The sequence below is a fragment of the Pedobacter hartonius genome, assembly GCF_900107535.1.
Taxonomy (GTDB): Bacteria; Bacteroidota; Bacteroidia; order Sphingobacteriales; family Sphingobacteriaceae; genus Pedobacter; species Pedobacter hartonius.
Map to the genome: position 1 here is coordinate 185201 of NZ_FNRA01000010.1, position 25935 is coordinate 211135.

General features: G+C 43.5%; 20 protein-coding genes. 8 read left to right on the top strand and 12 right to left on the bottom strand.

Annotated features, from left to right (window positions below; genetic code table 11):
- Nucleotides 1-518 precede the first annotated feature (518 nt).
- From BLW16_RS17110 to BLW16_RS17130, 5 genes are all read right to left on the bottom strand, one after another.
- Nucleotides 519-2714, bottom strand: a complete 2196-nt coding sequence (locus tag BLW16_RS17110; protein ID WP_090558853.1) for an alpha-galactosidase — start codon at nt 2712-2714, stop codon at nt 519-521.
- Between the two features lie 151 nt (nt 2715-2865).
- Nucleotides 2866-4071 (bottom strand): basic secretory protein-like protein, encoded by a 1206-nt coding sequence (locus BLW16_RS17115; protein WP_090558855.1) that lies wholly within the window; start codon nt 4069-4071, stop codon nt 2866-2868.
- 95 nt (nt 4072-4166) lie between these two features.
- Entirely contained in the window at nt 4167-5048 is an 882-nt protein-coding gene (locus BLW16_RS17120; RefSeq protein WP_090558856.1) for a PorP/SprF family type IX secretion system membrane protein, read from the bottom strand.
- Between the two features lie 19 nt (nt 5049-5067).
- Complete coding sequence (locus tag BLW16_RS17125) at nt 5068-8562, bottom strand: glycosyl hydrolase (RefSeq protein ID WP_090558858.1); 3495 nt, start codon at nt 8560-8562, stop codon at nt 5068-5070.
- Between the two features lie 410 nt (nt 8563-8972).
- On the bottom strand, nt 8973-9896 hold the full coding sequence (locus tag BLW16_RS17130) for an AraC family transcriptional regulator (RefSeq protein ID WP_090558860.1): 924 nt from the start codon (nt 9894-9896) through the stop codon (nt 8973-8975).
- A gap of 155 nt (nt 9897-10051) precedes the next feature.
- Between BLW16_RS17130 and BLW16_RS17135 the strand changes: the two genes are divergently transcribed.
- Complete coding sequence (locus BLW16_RS17135; RefSeq protein ID WP_090558862.1) at nt 10052-11557, top strand: aldehyde dehydrogenase family protein; 1506 nt, start codon at nt 10052-10054, stop codon at nt 11555-11557.
- Between the two features lie 13 nt (nt 11558-11570).
- A complete protein-coding gene (locus BLW16_RS17140; RefSeq protein WP_090558954.1) occupies nt 11571-11948 on the top strand; it encodes a DUF779 domain-containing protein in 378 nt (125 codons plus the stop codon).
- A gap of 178 nt (nt 11949-12126) precedes the next feature.
- On the opposite strand, the gene BLW16_RS17145 is transcribed toward BLW16_RS17140, so the two are convergent.
- A complete protein-coding gene (locus BLW16_RS17145) occupies nt 12127-13242 on the bottom strand; it encodes a bile acid:sodium symporter family protein (protein ID WP_090558864.1) in 1116 nt (371 codons plus the stop codon).
- Between the two features lie 22 nt (nt 13243-13264).
- Complete coding sequence (locus tag BLW16_RS17150) at nt 13265-14476, bottom strand: aminotransferase class V-fold PLP-dependent enzyme (RefSeq protein WP_090558866.1); 1212 nt, start codon at nt 14474-14476, stop codon at nt 13265-13267.
- Nucleotides 14477-14833: 357 nt separating this feature from the next.
- Here BLW16_RS17150 and BLW16_RS17155 point away from each other — a divergent pair, with 357 nt between their 5' ends.
- Both BLW16_RS17155 and BLW16_RS17160 read left to right on the top strand, forming a co-directional pair.
- Entirely contained in the window at nt 14834-15355 is a 522-nt protein-coding gene (locus BLW16_RS17155) for a GNAT family N-acetyltransferase (protein ID WP_090558868.1), read from the top strand.
- A 343-nt stretch (nt 15356-15698) separates the two neighbouring features.
- A complete protein-coding gene (locus BLW16_RS17160) occupies nt 15699-15908 on the top strand; it encodes a hypothetical protein (protein WP_090558870.1) in 210 nt (69 codons plus the stop codon).
- A gap of 15 nt (nt 15909-15923) precedes the next feature.
- Here BLW16_RS17160 and BLW16_RS17165 read toward each other — a convergent pair whose 3' ends face one another.
- Nucleotides 15924-16763: a transglutaminase-like domain-containing protein gene (locus tag BLW16_RS17165; RefSeq protein WP_090558872.1), complete on the bottom strand. Its 840-nt coding sequence runs from the start codon at nt 16761-16763 to the stop codon at nt 15924-15926.
- On the bottom strand, nt 16760-17503 hold the full coding sequence (locus BLW16_RS17170; protein ID WP_090558874.1) for a proteasome-type protease: 744 nt from the start codon (nt 17501-17503) through the stop codon (nt 16760-16762). Before BLW16_RS17170 ends, BLW16_RS17165 begins: the two co-directional genes overlap by 4 nt.
- A gap of 207 nt (nt 17504-17710) precedes the next feature.
- Between BLW16_RS17170 and BLW16_RS17175 the strand changes: the two genes are divergently transcribed.
- From BLW16_RS17175 to BLW16_RS17185, 3 genes are read left to right on the top strand one after another with little or no spacing between them, the layout of a single operon-like run.
- Nucleotides 17711-19159 carry a circularly permuted type 2 ATP-grasp protein gene (locus tag BLW16_RS17175; protein ID WP_090558876.1) on the top strand — a complete coding sequence of 483 codons (1449 nt, stop codon included), beginning with the start codon at nt 17711-17713 and terminating at the stop codon, nt 19157-19159.
- A 19-nt stretch (nt 19160-19178) separates the two neighbouring features.
- Entirely contained in the window at nt 19179-20111 is a 933-nt protein-coding gene (locus tag BLW16_RS17180; RefSeq protein WP_090558878.1) for an alpha-E domain-containing protein, read from the top strand.
- 10 nt (nt 20112-20121) lie between these two features.
- Complete coding sequence (locus tag BLW16_RS17185) at nt 20122-21093, top strand: transglutaminase family protein (protein WP_090558880.1); 972 nt, start codon at nt 20122-20124, stop codon at nt 21091-21093.
- A 321-nt stretch (nt 21094-21414) separates the two neighbouring features.
- Here the strand turns inward: BLW16_RS17185 and BLW16_RS17190 are convergent, their stop codons facing one another.
- Nucleotides 21415-21597: a hypothetical protein gene (locus tag BLW16_RS17190; protein WP_090558882.1), complete on the bottom strand. Its 183-nt coding sequence runs from the start codon at nt 21595-21597 to the stop codon at nt 21415-21417.
- A 176-nt stretch (nt 21598-21773) separates the two neighbouring features.
- Between BLW16_RS17190 and BLW16_RS17195 the strand changes: the two genes are divergently transcribed.
- Nucleotides 21774-23018: an alkaline phosphatase family protein gene (locus BLW16_RS17195; RefSeq protein ID WP_090558884.1), complete on the top strand. Its 1245-nt coding sequence runs from the start codon at nt 21774-21776 to the stop codon at nt 23016-23018.
- 99 nt (nt 23019-23117) lie between these two features.
- Here BLW16_RS17195 and BLW16_RS17200 read toward each other — a convergent pair whose 3' ends face one another.
- Together BLW16_RS17200 and BLW16_RS17205 are read right to left on the bottom strand one after the other, a co-directional pair.
- On the bottom strand, nt 23118-24383 hold the full coding sequence (locus BLW16_RS17200) for a flavin-containing monooxygenase (protein WP_090558886.1): 1266 nt from the start codon (nt 24381-24383) through the stop codon (nt 23118-23120).
- 120 nt (nt 24384-24503) lie between these two features.
- Nucleotides 24504-25928, bottom strand: coding sequence for a Dyp-type peroxidase (locus tag BLW16_RS17205; protein WP_090558887.1), 1425 nt, complete (start codon nt 25926-25928; stop codon nt 24504-24506).
- Between the last annotated feature and the right edge of the window lie 7 nt (nt 25929-25935).

A 25935-nucleotide genomic window follows, 5' to 3' on the forward strand; every position in this document is an offset into this window, starting at 1 on the left:
ATAAATCTATAGATTTATAATTAAATCTATAAACGTTTTTATTTAGTATCAGAAATTTTACAATTCTCATTGAGATAAATATTTACTGATTTAACTACTTGAAATTCAGATTAAATAGTGAACAAAATGAATAACCCCAGGAATGAGGCATTAAAACGTTTTCCAGGATACAAATTTAATACTGAATTAACATTAACATTAAAGAAACATTAAGATAAAATTTTGTATTCAGTTTTATTCATTCCTGTTCATTTTAAAAATTACTTTCAGGTGACAAAAGATTTGTAGGAGTTCAAACCAGACAAATTTCATTACCAAAGTAATCAGCAACCTAATTATAGCAAAGCAGGGAAGGAAACAGCGGCCGCTAAAGGGTTTAGCACACCTAAAAACATTTATCTGCAGGTCAGATTACAGACAGGCCTTAAAAGAAGCTCCCCTACCAGTAAAGAACGCCGGCAGGGAAGCTAAAATTAATTTACAGGAAATATTCAGCCGCACATTTATAACATGAGCCGTTACAGGCCTTCAATTTGCAGGACCACACTGGACCTGCGGGCATTCACATCAGGATTAAAACCTATCTTCATTAAAAAGTCGCCTGTGTAGATCTTCTCAGCATCAATAGTCGATTTTGTACCGGGATACAAATTTACTTCTTTGAGCCTGTATTTTTTCTCGGCATCCAGTCCCTTCAGCAAAATAGGACGCTTACTTCCTTCATCGTACCGGTTATTTACCAGGTAATTAAAAATAACCCCGGAGGATTTGGCCTGATCCAGGTAAAGAACAGCGGCCACACTGCTTTCCCTTGGATTCGACAGCCTGTACTGGTCGCCCTGCCAGATAACCTGTTTCATGGAGTTATACGCTTTGATCGCATTTTGACAAAAAGCAAGATCGTTCTCATTCAGCTTACTCACTACGATATCAAAACCCAGCTTACCCATCATTGCTACATCGGTACGGTATTTAACAGGCTGTTTGCCCCAATCGGTCACATGGTTGGCGCTGCTGATTGCCGGATAGAAATACGAATACTCCCATTGCATGAAGATTCGCTCCAGCGGATCGGTATTATCGCTCGGCCAGAACTCCGTAAAATATTGCAGTGCTGCATAATCTACCCTGCCCCCGCCCCCGGAACATAACATCATTGGTACCTTTGGATATTTTGCCCTCAGTTTTGCCAGCACCTGGTACAGGCCTTTTACATATTCTATATAGAATTGCGACTGGTTCTTCAGGTGGGCAGACCAGGCATTGTAGATCACCGCATTACAGTCCCATTTGATATAAGCGAGGTCAGGATTTTTTATAAACAGCTGGTCAACAATTCCATATACAAAATCCTGCACCTTAGGATTACTGAGATCCAGCACCAGCTGGTTCCTGAAATACGTCTCTTCTCTTTTGGGTTGTTTAATGACCCAGTCGGGATGTTTTTCATAGAGTTCGCTTTTAGGGTTTACCATTTCCGGCTCTATCCATATTCCAAATTTGACACCGTTACTTCCTGCTTCTTTAACCAGCGAAGAAATGCCATTTGGCAGTTTACTTTTATTCTCCTGCCAGTCGCCAAGCCCGGCATGGTCATCATTACGCGGATATTTGTTTCCAAACCATCCGTCATCCAGCAGAAACAGGTCTACGCCCAGCTTTTTGGTATCTTTCAGCAGGTCGGCAAGTTTACTTTCATTGAAATCGAAATAGGTAGATTCCCAGTTGTTGAGCAGCGTCAGACGGGTACCTTTACCATCCAGCAGCTTATAATTACGTGCCCAGCTTTGCAGTTTACGGCTTGCCTCTCCTTTCCCTTTGTCGGAAAAGGTATAAAGGAAAGCGGGAGTACTAAAAGTTTCACCAGATGGAAGCGGATAAGGGGATACATAATTATTCATCCCTGCAATAATGCGCAGGTTATCCAGATAGTCCAGTTCCAGGTCTATCCGGAAATTGCCGCTCCATTCCATTGCACCATACAGTACACTTCCCTCGTCTTCAGTTGCAGGTTTATTTAGTGAGATCATAAACATAGAGGGCTGGAACAAATTGGCCCTTGTTCCTAATTTGGTGTCGAGGGTTTTAATCCCATGCGTCAGTTTCGATTCTTCAGGCTGCATTTCTCTGGCCCAGTTGCCATGGTATTGGTTTAACCAATAGCCGTCTGCCTTTAAATAAAGATTTGCCGAAGCAAATTTATGGAGTGTAACCACACCCTTTTCAGTATGCCTGATCTCGCTCCATTGTTCTATCACATCTTCCTTGTAATAAGATTTGTAGAACAGCGTCACTTCAAAATTGTAAACCGGATCTTTCAGGCGAATACTTAAAAGGCTGATATCATCTGCCGGTTTGGTCACCTTGTGACTAACGTACCGCAAATCCAGTGAGTTATTGCCATCCGCATGTGTTACAATAATTGCCGGCTCCATGAGACTCCGTGATCCGGAGGGAGTATAGGCAGCGTTCAGCTCATCATTTACGTCATTGTTTTCCTTGTATGCCCCCTGAATGAGTTCGTATTCCGCAGGGCTTGCCAGCTTTCTACCAAAGAAGATAATGCTGAGGTCCTTTTTTTGCCCAACGGAAAGTACCATGGCGTTGTTAGCGGTCTCTACAGGTATAATCACCGCTTGCGCAAAGACCTGCGTAGTTAGTCCTATGAAGCACAGGAGCTGAAACACACAGCCAGCTATTCGCTTTAATTTCATATATAAAATTATAAGTATTTTACATTACCAATTTGATTGAAATATAATCATTTTGCCTAAAACTCCTGCACCAATAACAACACTGGTCTTATCAATACAGGAAGGCTTCTGTATTGATAAGACCAGTGTTGTTATTCAATTACATTAAAACTTAGAGAGGCCTTTTGATTACACGCCACTCCGCCAATTGGAAGCCGGCACTGCCGTTATTAGCAGACACACTTATTCTATAATACTTATAGGCGGTTAAATTGGAAAAAGAATATGTCTTTTCCTGTTTCCTTGAAGTGAAAACCTGATTGGTTTGGCTGTCCAGCTGAGTCCAGTTACTGTTATCATTCGAACCATGAAGCGTCCAGCTTTTCGGATCGCGGTCAGGAAAATCATTTCCGGATGTAAGGCGATATGAGGTGACGATTTTGAGTTGAGGAAGGGTTAGCTTTAGTGTAAGTCCGGAAGGAAAACTATCAATAAAAAACTTAGTGTCAGCACTGTTGTCAATCAGCTTTAATGAACCTTCAGTACTCCCTGCTCCTGAACCATTTTCCCTGCTTACCGTCAATACCGCCCCAGTAGTTACATCCAGGCCGGTAATCGTTGGATTCTGCCCATATTCGCTCCATAACTGATCTACAGTTTTACCGGTGATATTCACCCAGGTGGCCGATGTATACTGACCATTGCGGCTAATCGTATTGAGCTGGTCTACAATAGTAGCTGAATAATGCTGCTCTAACCACACTAAAAAGGTGGCAGTAGTACCATAACCCGCAGTATAAGACTGATCCGGGCGGTAAGGCTGCATTTTCCATCCATTCTCATCATTATAAATACCATATTTGTACCTTACATAATCTGCTATGCCTTCTGTCAGCCACCCGGGTACACCGCCTTTATATGCCTGCACAATATGCATGCCTTCATGAACAACAACATCAACGTCTTTAGGGTGACTACTCATATAAGCCGGATTAATCTCTATCTGTGTTCCTCCGGCCTGAGCAACTCCTGTAAAATCCGGATTCATCCAGATCGTTACGGTTTTAGCGGCATTGGTATTAAAGCGGTTGGATAACTTGGGGTAAACAGCAAAAAATGTATTGACCATCTGATCACGTATTGCCGTACTAAAACCACCAGGCACATCATCTTTGAAATTTATAGTATAATCACCGAAGGGAAAAACGATAATGCCTAAAAGTTTGCTCTGTGATTTGGAAGCAATACCCGTCCCGTCGGCAGACCGGGACAACTCATCTGACTTCTTACAGGACGAAAAGCTCAACACACCTGCAAGAGCCAGCAGGACGAATCTGCTTAAGCGGATTTTTTCTGAATTTTTAAATTGATTCTTCATGATTTTAGGTTTTGTATGGTTAATTATTTAATGAAGTAAAAAGTGCTAAAGAGAAATCCAATACTTTAACGGCGGATTTGCAACAAAGTCCGGGACTAGAATTTCACTCCGAATCCAATCTCAAAGCTTCCGTTTGTATTTTCATTTAAGCCTGCTGTATTTACATTATACAGTCCGCTGATCAGGTATTTACCCAGATAATTCAACCCAATACCGAATGTAGCAATGTCATTGCTGTGGTAAAGGGCACTCAGAAATACCCGCCTGTCAGCCAGGGATAACTGTCCGCCGGCATCCCAGATATTATCTGCTTTGTCCGCTCCCCTATAAGCAACCAGGGGCGTAAAATCTGCACTGCCCGCGGCCGTAAGGTAAATGCGGTAGGAAACTGCCGTATAAAAAGTCTCGCGGCCGTTAATCTCTATCACGTCCTTTTTAAAGAAATGCTTAAGGTTAAGAACAGCAGCCTGCACAGTAAGGCTGCCTGATGTATAAGATGTTCCAAAATCACCGTCAAAATAGTTCTGACGGTCGTTATACTGCCCAATCAATATATCACCGACATCCCCGCTGAGGTCACCTACATCGATGCGCTGGCTGCGCAGTCCGGCAGAAACACCGAAATGGAGATACTGGTCTGCCCCATCAAGCGGCAGGTGATAGGCATAAGTTGCCATAATGCGGGTTTCACGAAGCAGGCCTGCCCTGTCATTGTTCAGGTTTAAACCGGCACCCGCTTTTCCAAAGCCATATTCTGCAGTGAGGTTCTGGGTTTGCGGTCCTCCGGGAGCAGCATCCTTTTGCCTTCGGAAGGCTCCGTTCAGCCGCAGTCCCTGTTCGGAACCTGCCATTGCCGGGTTAATGATATAGGGGTTGTTAAAAAACTGGCTGCCCAGTGGGTTTCTTTGTGCCTTTACCTGCACAGCGATGCACAGGTAAAGGAATACAAAGATAAAAGTTAAGGTAAGGTGTCTCATTATTTAGATTTATGGGCAATTATTTTTGTCGGATAATAGTGATGAATCCTCTTTTTTGCCCTTTGCCATTCCCATAAGAGAAGACATAATAGTAGGTTCCTTCAGGAAGAGCAGCTCCGTTGTAATTGCCATCCCAATCGTTAGCATACCCCTTTTTGTTATACAGTAACTTGCCCGCCTGATCAAAGATCTTAACCATATTATTCGGATACTGATCAATGTTATTTACCACCCAGAGGTCATTTACGCCATCGCCATTAGGTGTAAGGATATTTACAGCGTCCAGTCTCAGGCTGTCAGGATTCATTTTCCATCCGGCTTTTTGCAGCCTGTTGCCTGACCCGAAGCCTTTTTCAAGCGGCACAGCGCCGGCGGCGGCGATGGTATCTGCAACAACGCCACAAACTTCAAATTCAAAAATAGAATAACCATATGGTGTGTTCCTTTCTTTGCCATCCATTTTCAGGTAACGGTATGTTTTACCAATACTGTCAATCATATCTACGCGACCATGTTCACCCGGTGCCAGATTGATTTTCACTGCGACGGTGTCCCATTTTACAGAATCAACTGATCCCAGGATGTTATACGATTTTGCAGATGCATCTTCCCAGGAAATAGTAAGCTTATTAACCTTTGTCGGCACTCCCATATCAACTATCAGATACTGATCATTATCAAAATTACTTTCCCAGCGCGAACCAGGGTCACCGTCCACTGCCGCTGCGGCGTTACCAGATGAAGCCGTTGCACTTACAGCAGACACACCGTAACAGCCTTCAGGCTGCTGCCCCGTTACTGGCAGGGAAGGGTAAGTGATCAGCGTATAAGCAGGTACATTAAACGAGTCAAAAACGTTACCGCCTGCGTCATAGATCGTACAGCGCTTATTACTTCCCGTAGGGTTATAGGCTACTGCATGTGTAAATTTCCCGTTTTTCTCAAATGTACTGCTCGAAGGAAAATCAGTATGGTAATTAAAAGAGAAATGACCCAGGTTCTGATCTGCATGCGTATAATAATAAGTAATTCCTCCTGTGACATCCTTCATGATATAAGTTGAATCCGTAACAGGCAGTTTCAGGTTTTCATCGATATAGGCAGCTACATACTGCGGGTCAGAAAGCTGTTTGAAGCCGAGTGCAACATTTGCCCAGTCAATCCCAAAAAACCTTTCGCTTGGCTGCCCCTGCTCTGCGGCAGCTTCTGTCAATAAATCACTGTATTCCTGTTTAGCCCAGGTGGTATCGCGCGCCATGTAACTGAACCCCGGCGCGATAGGCAGATATTGAATTCCGTGCACAAATTCAGCCTGGCCTCCGAAGTATGTTCCATGCGCAGAGCCCCCGTTCCAAACCATAGCTACCATATTATACTTATAGCCACTTGGAAAGATTCTTTTTTTCCAGTCAAACCAATATTCAAGTGTACCGTAAGCCTCAGTGGTATATCCAAAAGCACCGGCTTTAAGCATATCATTATCACCAATCATATCTCCCAGCAGGAACAGGCCCAGCCATGATTGCATCGATTCCGAAGATGATTCCTGGTTGTTACCATTTCCAGAACTCAGGCCACCAGCATAACTATGGCCCATCCATGGGTCAAGCGTTCTGAAGAATGGCAGTGTAGTATCCTTTCTGTCCCAGTTTGCATATTCCTTGGCGATCAGCCGGATCATGTCCTTATATTGTGTAAGGAATTCAGGATCTACCATTCCATAAAGTGCGCAGGCATGGATAAGGTATCCGCAGTGAAAATGGCTGTCATTAAATTCTCCAGAATCATAAGATTCATCAAAGCCGATAAAGGCCCCCCAATGATCGTAGTGTGCGTAGAAACGATTATTTTCTCCCACTGTATAGGTTAACCAGTCCACAAGCCTGCTCCTGGTTTTTGCTTTAATTACGTCATAGGCCTGGTGATTCGTTTCCTTAGCCATCAGGGTATATTTTGCCAGGTTAACCAGGTTTTTTCCATCCCAGTAAGTATCTCCGCCAACATCATTCTTTTTAGCGAATTTGCCGATCAGGTCAAACATAACGCCTGCGTTATATGGATTTTTATCACTCTTATTACTGAAAGGCGCAGTATAACTGGGCAGAATCCCATTAAAATCATACGTAAAAGCGAAGGTATTGCCAACTGCCGTTTTAATATTACCTTTATTACTGATATACGTATGGGAAGTAAAAGCAATATTATTCGCTGCATCCGCATATAAATGCGGCAGGAAGCCCTGCAGTGTATTTCCTGCGGCCTGCCCCTTCAGGTTTTTTGTGGTAACCTTCCAGTTTACACTTACCTTTCCGCGGGCTACATTATAATCATAATCAAATTTCGTATCCGTAACTTTGTTAAAAGCATAGGTTTCATATTCGGTCAGATCTTTTGCTTCAGGCAATGCCGAAACAACAAAAAAGGCGTCCCCTCCGCCGGTGTTCAGCACAAGTTTTTCCTTCGCATTCAGATCAGATCCCCAGCGGGAGCCAAAATCCCCGTCGTTGATACCTGTTATAAACCAGGGGTCCTGAGTAGATGTGGCATATACCGGCTTACCCTGAGAAATCAGGGTGCTGCCGTTGTATACCTGCAGCTCAAAAAGGGAATAACCAAAAGTACTTCCCTTAGCACCAAAATTGAGCTTCACATACCTGCCCGATGCGGTAAGCTTAAAATCATCCAGACCTCCGTCACCGTTCGCCTCTGTATAGGCGTTTCTCCAGGTCAGGCTATCGGTTGAAACCTGTACAGTATACCCCTTGGCAAAAGCAGCTTCCCAGGTGAGTTTCATTTGCGAAATATTCTGTACCGCTCCCAGGTCCAATACCACAAATTGCTGTCCCTGCACTTCACCAGTGCTTTTTCCATCCAGGTGAATTCCGAAACTACGGCCATCTGTCTGGGCAACAAAAGATTCTTTAACAGGAAACTGAACAGCCGATCCATCTGCCCTGGTAAAGGAGACACCACGTTCAAACGCAAGCTCAGGGTTGACGCCATGTAATTCTACCCAGGCAAAAGGTACGCCATGCGCCATTGTCACGTCTATATTTTTCCCGTGAACACTATCCGGCATAGACATTACCAAACCCCAGTCAGACCAGTTTTTAGCAATGGCCTTGTCAGGAGTATAACCTTCCGCCAGAATCATCATGTTACCCCCATGCTCCATGTTAAAACTTCCGCCATCTACGATCATCTTATTTGGAAATTCAATTTTGATGCCGTTCGGCTCAGGATCTACCACAAGCGGCGTAGCCCATAGCGACCCGGCATTTTTACTGTTCACGAGCAGGTCTGTCCACCAGTCGTTGGTTGGAATACCCTGTTTTTTCTTTTCATCGGCCACATACAGTGTTTTATTGAAAATAAAATTTTTTCGCTCTTCACTCAGCTTTGAGAGAGGAGGAAAGGAAGCATAACTTCCGGCGCCAACAGCTACAGGCGTCTGCGCATGCAGGCCTATAGATACAATTGCCAGGGCAACTGCTAACAAGTAGTTTTTTTTCATGATCTTTTAATGAATAATAGTTATAAAATTAAGGATTTAAATAATCATTTGTAATGAAACAAATTAATAACAATAATTTATCAAATAATATGATTCGAATATTTAATTTAAAACAATATATTGTTATCTAATTTAATATTTATTTAAATAAATTACAATAGCTAATATTAAAATATTGTTATCAAAATAAGATCTAATCCTTTAATATGATGTTATTCATAAAAAATGTTTTAAAAAAAGGGCTTAAACAGCGAAATTCAGCGAATCTGTTTGAATTGGAGGAAAGAAAATAATTTTAGGTATAGAAAATACAGCATCTATAGGTTTTGCCTGTGCCCAGGATGGCAACAAGGCAGCAGGAAAAGGAGACCAGACGAAGGTGAAAATGGAAAAGCAGTAAACCTCCTATTTCACAGGTGTGGATTTCTGACCTGTAACTGGTAATTACCAGGAGTCATACCTGCCAGTTTTTTAAAAGCCCGGATAAAGTAATTGGCATCACTAAACCCAAGCTGATAACCCACTACAGCAACTTTTATATAAGGATCACTAAGTAGCTGCTTGGCCCGGGTGATCTTCTCCGAAAGGATAAAATCATTGGGGCTAATGCCAAGTTCACGTTTAAATAACCTGTAAAAAGTAGCTTTACTCATACAGGCTTTGTTACTTAACGTTTCCGCACTGATTTTTTCACCCAGATTATTTTTAATATAACTGATCACATAAGCCAGTGAATTGTGACCGGCCTGTGAATCGTCCTGTCCAAGCACCTTCAGATTCTGGCGCTGCATGATTCTCACCAGCAGTTCCTTTAAGGTAAGATCAGCGAAGATATCTTTTGTTTTGGATCCTCCGGAACAGATCCTGATGACTTTGTCCATCAGCTGGGCCAGCTCTTCGCAATTGTAAAAATGATATTCGTTGAAATTCAGGCTCCATTTGCCGCCTGTATCTGTTTTAGGAAAAAACTCGTTCAGATAACTGATCGTTTTGCAGATCTGATCGTTATCGATTGCCAGGGCAATACACTGTGTAGGGCTTTCAGTGGTTGCTTCCGGAAAGTCTATCTTCATCGTAAGCGCAGCCGGAACGATCACCGTTTGTCCCGGAAGGTAATCAAAGCCGTTTTTATCAAACAGGTGCATTACTTTTTTACCCCTCAGCATACTCGTAATTACAACATCACTAAACGTAAGCGGGACATTATAAGATGGTGAATAGGTTTCAAAAACGTTGAGCTCGCAGCTCTGAAGTGTGTAAGAAGTCCTGTTTTCTACAAGAGTTTGTAAACATTCAGGCTTACTCAGGCCGAAGGCATCTAAGGTGTGCTGCATTGAAATACGATTTGGTTAGAATAACGTCTTATTCAAATATAATGTTTTTACGTAAGCTTCTGTCAACTGCAACAATAATGCTATTAAATGAAAGAATTATACTATCTGAACACTATGTTTTGATATTATGTTTGTATCAACCAAATAATATAAACATGGAAAACCAAGTTCAAAAACCTGTATTTAAAACACAGTACGACAACTTTATCGGCGGCAAATTTGTACCGCCTGTAAAAGGCATATATTTTGACAACATTTCACCAATCGACGGCAAGGTATTTACCAAAGCCGCAAGGTCAGGTAAAGAAGATGTAGAACTCGCACTTGACGCAGCACATGAGGCTTTTAAGATCTGGAGTAAAAGTTCAGCGGTTTACCGGAGCAATATCCTGCTGAAAGTTGCGCAAAAAATAGAAGATAATCTGGAATTTCTCGCTACCGTAGAAACAATTGAAAATGGTAAAGCCATCAGGGAAACACTGGCGGCCGACCTGCCATTGGTGGTAGACCACTTCAGGTACTTTGCCGGGGTGATCCGCGGTGACGAAGGTTCCATTTCCGAACATGATGAACATACCGTCAGCATTGCGCTGCATGAGCCAATCGGTGTGGTTGCACAGATCATCCCCTGGAACTTCCCCCTGCTGATGGCCACCTGGAAAATAGCCCCGGCACTTGCAGCGGGTTGCTGTACCGTAGTTAAACCTGCGGAACAAACACCGGTATCCATCATCATCTTAATGGAGCTGATCGGTGACATTCTTCCTCCCGGAGTATTGAATATCGTAAACGGATATGGAATTGAAGTGGGGAAACCACTTGCCACCTCATCCCGCATTGCTAAAGTTGCCTTCACCGGAAGTACCACCTCGGGCAGGTTAATCATGCAGTATGCCGCAGAGAACATCATCCCCTCCACCATGGAGCTGGGCGGCAAATCACCCAACATATTCTTTGCCTCTGTAGCGGACCACGATGACGAGTTTTTTGACAAAGCTGTTGAAGGGGCTGTGATGTTTGCCCTGAACCAGGGAGAGGTCTGTACCTGCCCTTCGAGACTGCTGATCCAGGAAAGTATCTATGACAAGTTCATCGCCAGAGTAATCGAACGCACAAAGGCCATCAGAACCCTGCACCCCCTGGACAGGACGAGCATGATGGGCGCACAAACTTCCAATGAACAATATCAAAAGATACTTTCCTATCTGAAAACAGGAAAAGAAGAAGGAGCAGAAGTACTGACAGGCGGGGCAGCGAACCACCTTGAAGGTGAACTGGAGGGCGGTTATTATATCGAGCCCACGATCCTGAAAGGCCACAATAAAATGCGGATTTTCCAGGAGGAAATATTTGGCCCTGTAGTATGTGTCACCACTTTTAAGACCGTAGAAGAGGCGATAGAAATAGCGAATGACACGCTTTACGGATTGGGGGCCGGTGTGTGGACACGTGATGCCCATGAACTATACCAGGTTCCGCGGGCAATACAGGCAGGGCGGATTTGGGTAAACCAATACCATACCTACCCTGCCCATGCGCCATTCGGCGGTTATAAGAAATCAGGCTTTGGCAGGGAGAACCATAAAATGATGCTTGATCATTACCGCAGCACTAAAAATATGCTGATCTCCTATGATAAAAATAAAATGGGATTTTTTTAACACCCTGATAACTATGGCAACCAAAAGAATCCTGACTACAGAAAAAGCCAGGCACGTAATCGCTAAACTGAAAGAAGAATACGGAGAATTGATGTTCCACCAAAGCGGAGGCTGCTGCGAGGGCTCCTATCCGCATTGCTTTGAGAAAGGCGGATTCCTCGTTGGCTCCAATGATGTATGTATAGGAGAGATTGAAGGTTGCAGGTTTTATATGGCAGGAGACCAGTTTGAATATTGGAAACATACACAGCTAACCCTCGATGCAATGGAGGGCAGAGCCGCGAGTTTTTCACTGGAATCCGTTCTGGACGTCGGCTTTTTTATAGACTCCCGGTTGTTTACGGAAGAGGAACTTAAAGACCTGGAACCTCTGCCGGCTATGGTGGAGTAATGCATAAATAACCGCATCTTCGGTTGAAATCAATTTACACCCCTCCGGGGCCAGGAAAAATAAAACAAATGGTCCTTTAAGACCTCCGGCACGTTCAGCGGCAGGCAGCCTTAAAGGACCATTCCATTTTTAAAGAAGATCTGAGTGCATTAACTTACGTTATTGCTACTCCTTCAACTTACGTTATTGCTACTACTTCTTCTTCAATCACCTCATCTGTGATCGGTTTACGGTGCCAGTAAGAGGCCAGGATTGACCCCGTTACGTTCATTAGAGGCCCGAATACTGCCGGTGCCAGTCCTACTGTAGCCATTTTACCCATTGCCTTGGCCAGTCCCGATGCGAGTCCGCCATTTTGCATGCCTACCTCAATTGCCATGGTACGGCAGTCCCGCTCCTTCATTTTGAATAAGCGGCCAGACCAGTATCCTAATGTGTACCCCAGCAGGTTATGGACAAGCACGATCAGTATCAGTTTAAAACCGATATCCATCAGGCTGTCATGTCCGGCGGCAGTAATGATCACAATGATAAATGCAATTCCGGACATCGATATTAATGGCATTATGGTTTCCAGCCATTTGTCCCGGCCTTTTAATATTCTATTCACGATCAGTCCGGCAGCAATAGGTATGATCACCATCTTGGTAATATCAAGCATCATACTGCTCACATTGATCTGGATAAAAGCTCCGGCAAGCAGTTTCATCAATACGGGTGTCAGTAAAGGCGCCAGCAGCGTAGAAACTGCCGTGATCGTAATTGACAAGGCCAGATTAGCTTTTGCGAGGTATGAAATCACATTAGATGCCATTCCATTTGGCGAGCAGCCGATCAGGATGATGCCTGCTGCGATCTCAGGCTGAAACCCGCTTAGATTTGCAAGTGTAAAGCCAAGGAGCGGCATGATCAGGAAGTGGCTGAAAACACCGATAAATACGCCTTTTGGCATTTTAACAACCCCGACGAAGTCGCGCACACTCATAGACGTACCCATTCCAAACATGATTACCTGGATCAGTGGTGTAATTAACACCGCAAATTTGAAACCATTGAATTCCACGAAATGGGTAGGATAATACAGCGCCGTTGTCACAGCCGCGAAGATCACTACTGTATAAGCAAAACCCTTTAAGTGCGGAAAACCTCTGAAGCCAATGGCCAGCAGGATGAAAAACGCAATTATTACCGGTCCTGCCTGAGCCAGACCGGTAGTAAAATGAAGTATTATAGTGATGAGCACACACAAAGCCGCTAAACCCAGGGCCAGCTTATAGATATTAAATTTGTTCACAGTAAAATTTGGCTAGATAATTTTAAACAGTTTTAAGTAATACTTCCTTCACACGGTTAACTACAATGTCAACTTCTGCAGGAGTCAGCAATACGATACCCACATGCAATGCACTTTTATCACCGTTGATTACAATACTAGGTGTACCTTCCTTTAAAGCAGTTTTAACTTCATCAACGGTGATCTTAATTTTTGCCTGGTCCCAGGTCACTTCAAGTCCGGGGAATGCGTTTGCAGGTCCGGGGCTAACCACAGTTTTTGACTTTACCGTAGGAACTGTTTCAAACGCTTTATTCATGCGTGCTGCACGGTCAAGCCAGTCCTGCCATTCTTTCTTATGGTCTTTTTCAATATATGCTTTCAATGCGGCATACATACCAAACATTTCTTCTTTATTCACCTTCATTGGCCGTCCGATAGGCGCTTCATTAGGGCTATGGTTCAGCCTTGCTGCCTCGATCAGGTCTTTACGGCCGAATAACACACCGGCACTCTGAGGGCCTCTTATCATTTTTCCACCAGAGAATGTAACCAAATCAAAACCCATCTTCTGGAACCTGAATAAGTTCTCTACCGGTGGAACATCTGCTGCTGCATCAATAAATGACGGAATATTATGTTTTTTGGCAAGTTCTATAAATTTTTCATGGCTGATCGGATTTTTTCCAGGTTCACCTGCATTGAAAAACAAAGCCATCACGGTATTGGAATTAAATGCTTTATCCATTTCTTCCGCACCTTCTACCTCGATCAGTTTTGCACCGGTAGTGGTGATTGCCTGATCAAATAAGTAACGGTGAGACTTCTGGATGATTACCTCTTTACGTTCACCCGGAAGGTTCGGAAGCATTTTGATCTTTTGCGCATCTGTACCAGTTATACAAGCTGCTGTTCCAAGCAACATGGCACAGGCTGCTCCGGAAGTTACCATCGCTGCTTCAACATGAAGCATTTCAGCAATCTTGGCGCCTACTTTATCCTGTAACTCGTACATATTGGCAAAATGGTGACTGGTAGAATTAATGGCATCCATTACCTCAGGGAGCATTAACGAACCTGATAAAAATGTCATCGTTGCAGCTGCATTAATAACAGGAGTTACACCCAGTTCCTTAAAAAAATCACGCGTCGGTACTGATGGCTTCTCTGCTGCAAATACAGATAATCCACTGCCGATAATACCTCCTGCCAGCGGCAGTGCTGCTAAACTTTTAACAAGTTCTCTTCTTTTCATATTATAATTAATAATAAATGGACAAATCCAGCTCCAGCACCCACATAAACAGCAGTATCCTGTTTATTTTATTCAATTTTCAGGCTGATTCAGAGTAAAGACACTTAAATCACTCAAGCAGACTAATTAAATGTACGAAAAATCAAAATAAAAGAGCAAACCGAATTTTTGAATTTATATACTTTAAGCTGAACATCCAAAACAAACAACAGAACACGCACATACAGGGTGCCTCAGATCAAATCAGGCATCATTCTCAGATTTTCATAACATTTATACGGAAAAAAACAATCCCCTTATCTGCGTATTTTTTCAGCGGAGCAAAAGTCCCTATCTTTGTAAAGAAATTATTACACAATGACTATTAGCAAAGCAATTATTACAGATATACCTGAATTATATGAGCTGGTGAATCTCACCTACCGCGGCAAAACAACCCAGATGGGGTGGACAACTGAAGCCGACCTTTTAGACGGCCTGCGGATAGATGAAGAAATGCTGACCGCGCAGATGAATAAAGAAAACGCAGTCATCTTTAAGTATACTGATGAAAAGACAAATAAAATAGTCGGGGCAATTTATCTGGAAACAGAGCATTCCAAAATGTATTTTGGAATGCTGACTGTATCCCCATCGGCACAGGGAAGCGGAATAGGAAAGTCATTACTTACCTATGCAGAAGACCATGCAATAAACAACAACTGTACAACCCTGACAGCTACTGTAATTGACGTACGTTCCGAACTGATAGAATGGTATGTACGCCTCGGTTTCATCCGCACGGGCCGGATTGAACCTTTTCCAACCGATGGAAAAGTGGGTATACCAAGAATACCTGTTGAATTAGTGGAAATAGAAAAAAATATCCTGATCAGTTAAGCAATTTTTCTGTTTACAGCAGGCCAGCACAGACCATAATGATCGTATATGTACCTGCTATAACAATTTGAATGATGTCTTTAAAATCAGAACTTGCGTCTCGTCATACAAAAGATCTTAATTTTACTTAATTTTATGTAAATAAATTAATTATTTTAAACTTAATTTATGTGTTAATAACCTATTAACGATAAAATAGTTCAATTTTAAATAAAAATCACTACCTTTATTTGCCACAAATGAAATAAAATATATGCAATTAAATTAGTTTAGAGAAACAAAAAAAACTTTAAACCAAAGTGGTATCTAATACGTAATACCTTTTAAACCAGAACCTGTAGCTATGAAAATTTTGAGAAACCGACACCTCGTTAAAGTGCGAATGATTCCAATGCACGCTATATCTTCAGATTATTTTAATAAGGTACGTGAGTTTAATTCAGACGAAGAGAGCAGATTGTTGAAGCAGGGATTCGAAGATGGTTATGACAGATGCCTGAGGGATCTGGGAATAGATGAGAAAGATCATCCAAAAGGGAGACGGGAAGCCTAACTGTTTGATTTCAGCTTATATATAGGAATATCCCTGTGAAGAGGTATCAAAATCAGGGCTTTCAAAGTCAGCATTTAATGAAACTGTATTCACGTTCATGCTGACGAACTGCAGGTTCCCGAAAATACTGGCAAATGCGGTATCCACGGCATCAACGCCGGTAGCTATTTTTACCAGGCCATTGAGAGGCGCGAGTTTGGTGGCGTCGATGACGACCCAGTGCCCTCCCAGATAAGCTTCGAAACAGGCATGGAAATCCGGTGGATTGAGCTGGTAGGCATACCCGGTAAAATAACGTGCAGGAATAGTAAGCGCCCTGCATAAGGCCACGCCCAGGTGCGCAAAGTCCCTGCAAACCCCGATCTGCTCCGTAATGGTATCATATGCTGATGTCTGCGCAGTAGTATATCCTCCATATTGCACATTGGTATATATCCAGTCGCGTATCGCCATCACCTTTTGATAAGCATGTTCTATATGGCCAAATTTATTATAGGCAAATCTATAGAGGCGGTCCGACTGGCAATAACGGCTCGGGTTCAGGTAGGTTAATGCCGAAGCTGTCATCAGGCTGATAGGCACATCATCCAGCTGTTCAGCAGGAATAATCCTGAACTCATTCTCTACAATAGCTTTATAACTGATATTCACCTCTCCAGCTCCGGGGATCTCAATGATCTTAAATCTCTTTTCGCCCGATATGGAGTTCAGTTCCCTCATCTTCAGCTGAGGATCCGACTCAAATGTTTCTTCAATCACTACCTGGTTCAATGATCTGAAAGGCTGTATGTTTAAGATCAGGGTAGAAGCTGACATCGCTTTATAGGCTACAGTTGCCGATACTTCAAACTTCATAGCTCATCTTCATTAGATACATTCATTTTATTAAAGGCCGTATTCATCCAGTCGTCCGGAATTTTAGTCAGTGCTGTTTTCAGTTCCTCCGCCCACTGCTCTGAAATATTTTCCAGGTCTTTTTTTGTGTACCGCTGTTCGATCATTTCAAAACTATTGTTCAGGTAAAGCACTACATCAATAGGAAAATCGACATCATTTGCACTTACGCGCGTAGAATCAAAGGATAAAAACCCGCTTTTTAAGGCCAGGTGCATACTCGAATCATTCGTCAGTGTTCTGTTGAGGATCGCCTTGCCATGCCCGGAATTCCCTACAATCACATAAGGGGCTCCCTGCCCCAGTTCAACCCAGTTTCCCTCAGGGTATAACAGGAAAAGCTTATGCTCCTCATCATCCTTCAGTTGCCCGCCTATGATGGTATTCAGGTTGAACTTAAAGCCCGATGCTTCCAGCGAATCCTTATCTTCCCTGGCTACCCGTTTCACCTGCTCCCCAAAATCATTCACGGCCTTATATAATTTGTTGTGCTCTATTCCCTCATCAATCCGCTCCTTAAAATATAACACCGCTTTATCCCTCACCGAGCGGAGCCCGCTGGTCATGATAAACAGGGAATACTTGTCTTTCTGGTATAAATATATTTTCTTTTTTTCTGTAGTATCTGTGCCCGATGTTACTCTTGTATCTGCAATTGCGACCAGTCCATCCTTAACTTTTATTCCTAAACAATATGTCATACTATGCGTGTCGATTAAATATAAGGCTAAATATATCGGATCAGCCCGAAAAATATTTTATTTTATTTATATAAATTACGTTTTGTCCGTTTTATAAATATTAAACTTGTTTTTAACACACAAATATTCATATTTTAACAGAAAAAACATATTACACTATCATAGATTTCAGTATATTTCAATAAACATTTACATTATCCGGGCAAAATGATTAAGAATAAACACACAGAATTATACAATCTGCCCAGCAACACCTGGGATGAAATGTTTGATCAGCTGAAACAGGTCAGAAGTGAATACAAGGTGGTCATGGATTACCTTGATCTGGAATCTACCGAAGAGCTGAATAAAAAAGAAGAACTCTCCAAAGTTCTTTTTATGAGCCAGGGTATCACATTTACCGTTTACAATAGCGGAGAGGGCATTGAAAAGATATTCCCATTTGATATTATCCCCAGGATCATCAATGCTGAGGAATGGGAATACATAGAAAAAGGGATTAAACAAAGGGTAACCGCTTTAAACCTGTTCCTGAAAGATGTGTACAGTGACCAGTTTATTATCAAAGACGGAATTGTACCTATTGACATCATTTACTCCTGCCCTCATTTCCTGAGAGAAATGTGCAATGTTAAAGTGCCGCATGATATCTATATACACATCGCCGGAATTGACCTGATCCGGGATAATGACGGCACGTATTATATCCTCGAAGATAACGTGCGCACCCCTTCAGGCGTAAGTTATATGCTGGAGAACCGGGAGATCACCAAACGGCTGTTTCCTGATCTTCTTCCGCAGTGTAAAGTAAGAAGCGTAACAGAGTATCCTAACGTATTATATAACAACCTGAGGGAATTGTCACCCCGGCAGATCGATAACCCTACCATCGTACTGCTGAGTCCGGGTAGTTTTAATTCTGCCTATTTTGAGCATACTACCCTTGCCCGCCTGATGGGAATTGAACTGGTTGAAGGGTCTGACCTGATCGTTGAAGACCATAAGGTATACATGAAAACCACCGCCGGCCTGCAGCAGGTGGATGTGATTTACCGCCGTGTAGATGATGATTACCTGGATCCGCTGGTTTTTAATGCGAACAGTATGCTTGGCGTCGCAGGCCTGATGAATGCGTACCGCAGGGGAAATGTAACCATCGTAAATGCGATAGGCAATGGTGTGGCGGACGACAAAGCGGTCTATGTGTATGTGCCGGAGATGATCAGGTATTACCTCAACGAGGAACCCCTGCTTAAAAATGTACCTACCTACCAGCTGGGCAATAAGGAAGAAAGGGCGCATGTGTTTGAAAACATCAATACCATGGTGGTAAAACAAACCAATGGCAGCGGAGGCTACGGCATGCTGATGGGCCATGCAGCAACACCTGAAGAGATTGAAGCCTACAAAATAGAGATCATGAAAGACCCGAGGCAGTTCATCGCACAGCCAACGATCAGCCTTTCTTCAGCCCCCTGTTATATGCATGGGGTACTTCAACCCAGAAGAGTAGATTTCAGGCCTTTTGCCGTATGCGGACCCAGCGGGATCACCATTATTCCCGGCGGATTGACAAGAGTTGCTCTAAAAGAAGGTTCGCTGGTAGTGAACAGCTCGCAGGGCGGCGGCAGTAAAGATACATGGGTACTTTCTTAAATTAAATGATACGATCAATATGTTAAGCAGAGTTGCAGAGAGTTTATATTGGATGAGCCGTTATGTTGAAAGAACGGATGGTATGCTGCGCATGCTTAAAATAAATTATGCTGCTTCGCAGGATGCAGTTTCAGAGTTCTCATGGAGCCCGGTCATCCGTATTTTTTGCGGTCCGGAGCCTGAAGGAGCTGAAGGAATTGAATTCAACAGCCGCGCAGTGCTGCAGTTTATGGTAACGGATAAAAGTAATCCCAACTCCATTATTAATATTATCACCCAGGTACGCGAAAACGCCCGGAGTGTACAGGACCACATCACCAAAGATGTATGGCAGTGCCTGAATGAGTATTACCATACGGTAAAAGACCCGAAAATGAAGGCCATGCTGAAAAAGGATGATCCTATTTCAGTTTTAGATATCCTGATCAAGCAGGGAACACTGTTTTACGGAACTACCGAGGTAACCATGCCGCGCAACGAGTGCAGCAGTTTTATGCGCATCGGCAAGTACCTGGAACGCAGTATCCAGTCCGTAGATGTACTTGACATTAAATTCGGATCAGTAGACCATAATCCTGACCTGCTGACGAATACCAGTTACTGGAAACACCTGCTGTTATCTATAGGGGGATATGAATTGTACCTGAAAACGTACCGGCAGGGTATTGAAGCTGAGAATGTGCTGGAACAGGTGGTGCTGAACAATGAGTTTCCCAGATCGGTGATCTATTCCATGAACCAGCTGACCAAGTACTTTGACCGGCTGAGAGTTGACGGGGATATCAATCCCGGTGACCTGGGTTTCCTGATCGGCAGGCTTCAGAGCAAGGTAAAGTACAGCTCCATAAAGGGGCTGAAACAGGATGACCTCCACTTATTCCTTGCGGAGATCAAATCCGAGCTTTACGGCATTGGTAATGCGTTCAATCAAACTTGTTTTTCTTTGTCTTAAAATTTGTAAAATGCCAGAATTTAACATCAAGCATATCACTAAATACACTTATGAATCCCTGGTAAAGGACAGTGTCAATCATATCATCTTATATCCGAAAGAAGATGAGCATCAGAAAGTACTGAAACACGACCTGAAAATTTCGGGCAAACCCCGCGTAGATACTTTTGTTGATTATTATGGTAATAAAGTTGGCTTCTTCACCTATAGCGAACGGCACAGGGAACTGGAGATCTACTCTGAACTGACAGTTTCTACTACTGCTAAAGAACCGCCTGCAGAAACAATGTTCGGGGAGATGGAATGGACTGAGATCCGCGCGCTGCGCCACCAGGTACCTTATATTGATTATCTGAAATGGGAAGCCTTTGACGGCTTACAGGAACTGAAAGAAGTAACAGGTCAGAATGCAGAACCAGCATCTACCCCCTATCAGACCGCATTGAACTACTGTACCTTTGTTTATGAACAGTTCAATTACATCCAGGGGGTCACTACAGTTCAGACCAAACTGGATGAGATCTGGAAGTTAAAAGCAGGCGTTTGCCAGGATTTCGCGCATATCCTCTCACAAATGCTGCGCATGGTTAATATTCCTGCCAGGTACGTGAGCGGATATATCTGTCCGAATAAGGACGGCATGCGGGGTGAAGGTGCCACGCATGCCTGGGTTGAAGCTTATATACCTTCCTATGGATGGCTTGGCCTTGATCCTACCAATAACTGCATTGCCAATGAAACGTATGTCATCCTGGCCTATGGCAGGAGTTTTACGGATTGTTCTCCGGTAAAGGGAGTTTATAAAGGCCCTTCAAGTCATAAGTTAACCGTTCAGGTGATTGTAAGTTATGATGACGGAATTACGGAGACCCTTGATCCTGTCGCAGAAATCATTGATCCGGAACCTGAAATTCCCGCCGGGCAGGGCAATAGTTACCGGAGAAACCTGGAGCTGATGCAGCAGATTCAGCAGCAGCAATAGTATAAAATTCAGTATAGGACAGTTATTCATAAAAAACAATAGGTATTTACCTCATATACACATCGTATTTTCAACGGGTTTGGAACGCCTTTGTAGTGAGTTTGAAACGAGTTTCGAATGACAATTTCCCGTTCCGAACCCGTTGAAATCCCGTTATAATATCGTCTTAAATTCCAGCTATGTATCATTTAAACCTATTGTATTTATGGTAAAGACAATTACCTGGACAGCATCATATATAATTTAATCACACCAGAGGGGCCAAAATAAAATAGCCTGGCCTGAAAACATCAAACCAGGCTATCAACCGATAAATTTGCATTACATTTTTCTCAGCGTATCTGTTTTAGTAGTATCTGTTTTAGAACCGTGCTTTTTCATCTTGGACGTAGGTTTCATTTTTTGTTTCTGCACCTTTTTAGTAGTGTCTTGCTGAGGAGGCATCCCTGCAAATGTGCTCAAAGAAAAGGCTGCAAGTAGCAGCGTGGCAAATAACTTTTTCATAGAGATTACTTTAAGTGTTTATTTTTTATCCTTAACAACTATTTAATGAGGTTGTTTTGGAAAAGATTAGAAACATACCAGACACCATAGTGCCATAAGCAACAATAAAATGATAACACTAGATTAACCTTTATTCCTTTTTCTGTCCTTAAATTTGCATCAAATATTATTTATCAATGACCAGATTTCATAAGACCAATTTCCTGCTTATCCTTTTATTTCCACTGGGCATTACCGTCAGCGCCCAAAAAAAGGTACAAAAAGCGTTATTCATTATTGCTGACGGAATGTCTGCCGACGTAATAGAGCGGACAACAACTCCCAACCTGCATTTAATTGCCGGACAGGGTAAATATTTAAGGGCGCATGTAGGCGGGGATAAAGATACCTACTCACAAACACCTACTATTTCCGCCGTTGGATACAATAGTTTACTCACGGGCACCTGGGTAAACAAACACAACGTATGGGACAATGATATCAAAGCACCTAATTATAACTATCCTACGATATTCAGATTATTCAAAGATCAGTATCCTGATAAAAAAATAGCGATTTTTTCCAGCTGGCTGGATAACCGTATAAAATTAGCTGGTGATGGTCTGGCAGCTACCAGTAAACTTCAGGTGGATGAACATGCAGATGGTTTTGAACTGGACACCGTAAACTTTAAGCACGATAAAATGCGGGATTTCATGCACCGCATCGATGAAAAAGTAATTGATGAGGCTGCTGCCGCTATCCGGACAAAAGCACCTGACCTTTCATGGGTTTACCTTGAATATACGGACGATATGGGTCATATGTATGGCGACAGCCCCCAATACACCCATGCCGTGGAATTAATGGATGCGCAGGTGGGAAGCATCTGGAAAGCCATCCAGTACAGGGAACAACATTTTAATGAGGAATGGCTGATCTTCATTACCTCCGATCACGGCAGGGATGAAAAAACCGGTCGCGACCATGGCGGTCAGTCTGCCAGACAACGCTCCACATGGATGGTAACCAATGCGCCGCAACTGAACACCTATGCACAATATTACTACCCGGGTATTGTAGACATCATGCCAAGTATAGCCGCTTTTATGCATATCGATATTCCTGTTGCTGCAAAAAGAGAAATTGACGGAGTTTCACTGATCGGGTCAGTCTCAGTGGTACAACCAATGGTAAATTATATCCAGAGCAATCTTGATATCAGCTGGAAATCACTGGGCAAGACGGGAAAAGTAAAGATCTGGGTATCCCCTGCGAATACGATCAAAGAAGGAAAAGCGGATAATTATAAACTGCTGGCCGAAATACCTGCAGGAACAGAACATGCAACAGTATCTGTTAAGGATATGCCTTCATCGTTTTACAAAGTGTGTATCGAAGGCAAATACAATACAATAAACAAATGGGTCACAATCCCCTAGACCATTTCGGTATAGAAATTCCGATGACGCGAATCATCTCAAAAAAATGGGATCACCAGATGAAGCTACTGATCCCATTTTTAATGTTTGAATCAAGTTTTATTGTTCGGTCAGACGGTCTGTGATGTATGCGGCGTCCTCAGGCATACCATAGATGACGCCGGATTTGCGCTTGCGGAGCCATGGGAACCCCAGAAAGAACAAGCCTCTGATTGGTGAGACTCCTTCAACATGGACAAGTTGACCCTGTTCATCAAGCACGGGCAGATACATCCAGTTTAAACTGCCTGTTAAACCTGTTGCCCAGATGATGGAAGTAATTCCAGAACCGGCAATATCAAGTTCTGTAGCAGTTTCAGCACTTGAACCGTCAGGGTCAGGTACATCTGCCTCATCAAATTCAGGTTCCGGCAGCTCCAGACCGTACTGGTTAATAAATCCCTCTATCATTTGTTTGGTACTGGCTGAAACCTGGTCCGCAAACCGGATGTTTTCCACAGCATCACTCCCAAACAACAGTTTATCCTGCTCGTAGCCGAGCAGCCTTCCCATTAGCGTAACCCCTTCCTTGTGCAGCATCTGCAGACTGATGGTATGCCCTCTTCTTCCCCGGCCCGAAACCAGCGGGTGGTGTTCAGTTAAAATTGCCGGATCAGTAATATCAGAAGTTTTAACGTCAAGCAGTCCTGATGCCACCGTCCAGGAAGCAATATCCTTACCCCTGTAACGGCGTGGGATACGGCCCACCTTGCTTGTGGCAAGATAAACCCTGCGTCCTGCTGCGGATAAATCTTCAGCAATAGCGCTGCCGGACCTTCCACTGCCTACCACCAGAATATTACCTTCCGGCATTTGTGCGGCATTGCGGTACTGGGAGGAATGAAACTGTTTGATAGCTGCTGGAATCGCTCTGCTGACCGAGGGAATTTTTGGCTCATTGAGCATTCCTGAAGCAACAATAACCTTCCTTGCCGTCCAGATCATCTCCTCTCCGTTGTGACTTGTTTTTACTTCAAATAAGCCGGTATCATCAGCTTTATCCAGGGATATTACCTGATGATACTCCTTCACAGGAATCTCATTATTGCCGGCAAAGTCTGCCAGCTTTTTGCCGAATTCTTTTCCGGTAGAAAACAGATCATCCTGTATGTTCTCCGGGCTCTCTCCCGGCAACAGGTTTGTAATCTCCGGTGAATCCAGAGTCATGGAATCCCAGCGCTGGCTCTTCCAGGATTCGGCAACGCCCCCTCTGTCGAAAATCACATAATTGAGCTGATGTTTGTTTAAAAAATAACCGGCAGACAGACCCGCCTGGCCGGCTCCGATCACAATTACATCAACATGTTCTGAAGTTTGTAAAGACATAATGTATACTTTTTAAAATGAAAACATGCTGGAATGACAGGGAAATGAAATAACCAGTATGCCTGCTCAAAGTTTGCCAAAAAGTAAATACCGGTAAATCCCCAGATATGGTGAGTAATTTTAATCCGGCCTTTTTGCTCCTGCCAGGCAATACAGCGAAGCTATACCGGGGAGAAAAAAGTAAGCTCCGCCTTTTACATGTACAAAACGCGGCATTCCTTTAAACTTCTCCCTCACAGGTGTGGAGGGGATGGTCATATCGTATGCCCCCGTATCATCTTCCAGGTCTTTGTTGTTTCCTGTGATTGGATCACGGTCATTGTACAGATCGGCAAACTTTGGGTTATTCATCCAGCTCTGCTGCATAAATTCAAACTGCCTTCTGATGTCTGCATTTATACAGACGAACAGGAGCCCCCGGTCAGCCCCGTCATCCCGCACTCCGGAAAGCCTTTCACCGTACCGGATTCCGCGACGGAGAATACGGTGCCGATTAACTGTCTGTAAGGACTGGATGGGGTCTGCGCCCAGAGAGTCCCTCGGGTTAACCCTGCGGATATGTGCACCATGCGGACATTTCATTCCTTCGGCATCATTGTTCATATAAAAGAATGCGTTCTTGTCTTTGATATCCGGGTTATCTGCATCCGGCGACAAGACTAAAGGAGTGCCGCTGGGCCACCTGCCAACAAATTTGGCCGCCACCAGGTCGCGATGTGCCTGATCTCTCGTATTTGCCTCAAGGTAAGCATTGAACTTTGCTACGTCCTGATACAATTTCCGAAACACCAGGTAGGTTCCGTTGTGCCCGAAGTCTTTGAGTTTGTTATCGAAATATAATACAGGAAGGTTCCCCTGAAGGTCATCTTCGGCCTTTAGCGTCGGTGTGGGAGGAATCAGATTATATTCATTGTGATAGCCGAGGATAAATTCACCCGCCCTCACACAGGATTGCTGCCCATTGGGGTTTGCAGGACTATTCTCTATAAAGGGTTGAGAAATGTTGTCCGTAAAACCGAAATGTTCTTTATTGTCTGCCGGCTGAAAGCCATGCTGGGATGGTGCTCCCTCAGTAATTCCATATTCCTGATATTGCTTCGCAATCTCATCGGACAGTTCCTTCAGCAGACTTGCCGACGGCGCCTGTATCATCAACAGCAGATGTATATTTTTCTCCTTTATTTCCCATAGCTCAGGCGCGCTGTTTCCGTCATCTCCCAGCCGGCGCGCGCGGTGCTCTTCTGCTATCCCTTCTGTAAACTCCTCGGAGAAACCAGAGACAAATGGCAGGTTGAATTTTTCAATACCGGTATTGGTAAATGCGATATTGATGGCATATTCAGGTTCATTTTTGCCGCCCGATCCTTCCGTCCGCTGTGCAACGGTTATCCGCGGGATCATCAATGACAGCCAATCTTTCGCTTTTACAGTGTCAGACAGGGTTAAAAATAAATATCCGGCATATGGAAGGTGACCGTAACCACTGATAATTATCCCCTGGATATCTTTTAGTGCTGCTTTATTCAATAGTTTTAAAGACGACATATTTTTT

Bases quoted from the DNA above. Each gene is read 5' to 3' on its own strand.
- BLW16_RS17110 (WP_090558853.1), bottom strand. From the start codon at position 2,714: ATGAAATTAAAGCGAATAGCTGGCTGTGTGTTTCAGCTCCTGTGCTTC.
- BLW16_RS17115 (WP_090558855.1), bottom strand. From the start codon at position 4,071: ATGAAGAATCAATTTAAAAATTCAGAAAAAATCCGCTTAAGCAGATTC.
- BLW16_RS17120 (WP_090558856.1), bottom strand. From the start codon at position 5,048: ATGAGACACCTTACCTTAACTTTTATCTTTGTATTCCTTTACCTGTGC.
- BLW16_RS17125 (WP_090558858.1), bottom strand. From the start codon at position 8,562: ATGAAAAAAAACTACTTGTTAGCAGTTGCCCTGGCAATTGTATCTATA.
- BLW16_RS17130 (WP_090558860.1), bottom strand. From the start codon at position 9,896: ATGCAGCACACCTTAGATGCCTTCGGCCTGAGTAAGCCTGAATGTTTA.
- BLW16_RS17135 (WP_090558862.1), top strand. From the start codon at position 10,052: ATGGAAAACCAAGTTCAAAAACCTGTATTTAAAACACAGTACGACAAC.
- BLW16_RS17140 (WP_090558954.1), top strand. From the start codon at position 11,571: ATGGCAACCAAAAGAATCCTGACTACAGAAAAAGCCAGGCACGTAATC.
- BLW16_RS17150 (WP_090558866.1), bottom strand. From the start codon at position 14,476: ATGAAAAGAAGAGAACTTGTTAAAAGTTTAGCAGCACTGCCGCTGGCA.
- BLW16_RS17155 (WP_090558868.1), top strand. From the start codon at position 14,834: ATGACTATTAGCAAAGCAATTATTACAGATATACCTGAATTATATGAG.
- BLW16_RS17160 (WP_090558870.1), top strand. From the start codon at position 15,699: ATGAAAATTTTGAGAAACCGACACCTCGTTAAAGTGCGAATGATTCCA.
- BLW16_RS17165 (WP_090558872.1), bottom strand. From the start codon at position 16,763: ATGAAGTTTGAAGTATCGGCAACTGTAGCCTATAAAGCGATGTCAGCT.
- BLW16_RS17170 (WP_090558874.1), bottom strand. From the start codon at position 17,503: ATGACATATTGTTTAGGAATAAAAGTTAAGGATGGACTGGTCGCAATT.
- BLW16_RS17175 (WP_090558876.1), top strand. From the start codon at position 17,711: ATGATTAAGAATAAACACACAGAATTATACAATCTGCCCAGCAACACC.
- BLW16_RS17180 (WP_090558878.1), top strand. From the start codon at position 19,179: ATGTTAAGCAGAGTTGCAGAGAGTTTATATTGGATGAGCCGTTATGTT.
- BLW16_RS17185 (WP_090558880.1), top strand. From the start codon at position 20,122: ATGCCAGAATTTAACATCAAGCATATCACTAAATACACTTATGAATCC.
- BLW16_RS17190 (WP_090558882.1), bottom strand. From the start codon at position 21,597: ATGAAAAAGTTATTTGCCACGCTGCTACTTGCAGCCTTTTCTTTGAGC.
- BLW16_RS17195 (WP_090558884.1), top strand. From the start codon at position 21,774: ATGACCAGATTTCATAAGACCAATTTCCTGCTTATCCTTTTATTTCCA.
- BLW16_RS17200 (WP_090558886.1), bottom strand. From the start codon at position 24,383: ATGTCTTTACAAACTTCAGAACATGTTGATGTAATTGTGATCGGAGCC.
- BLW16_RS17205 (WP_090558887.1), bottom strand. From the start codon at position 25,928: ATGTCGTCTTTAAAACTATTGAATAAAGCAGCACTAAAAGATATCCAG.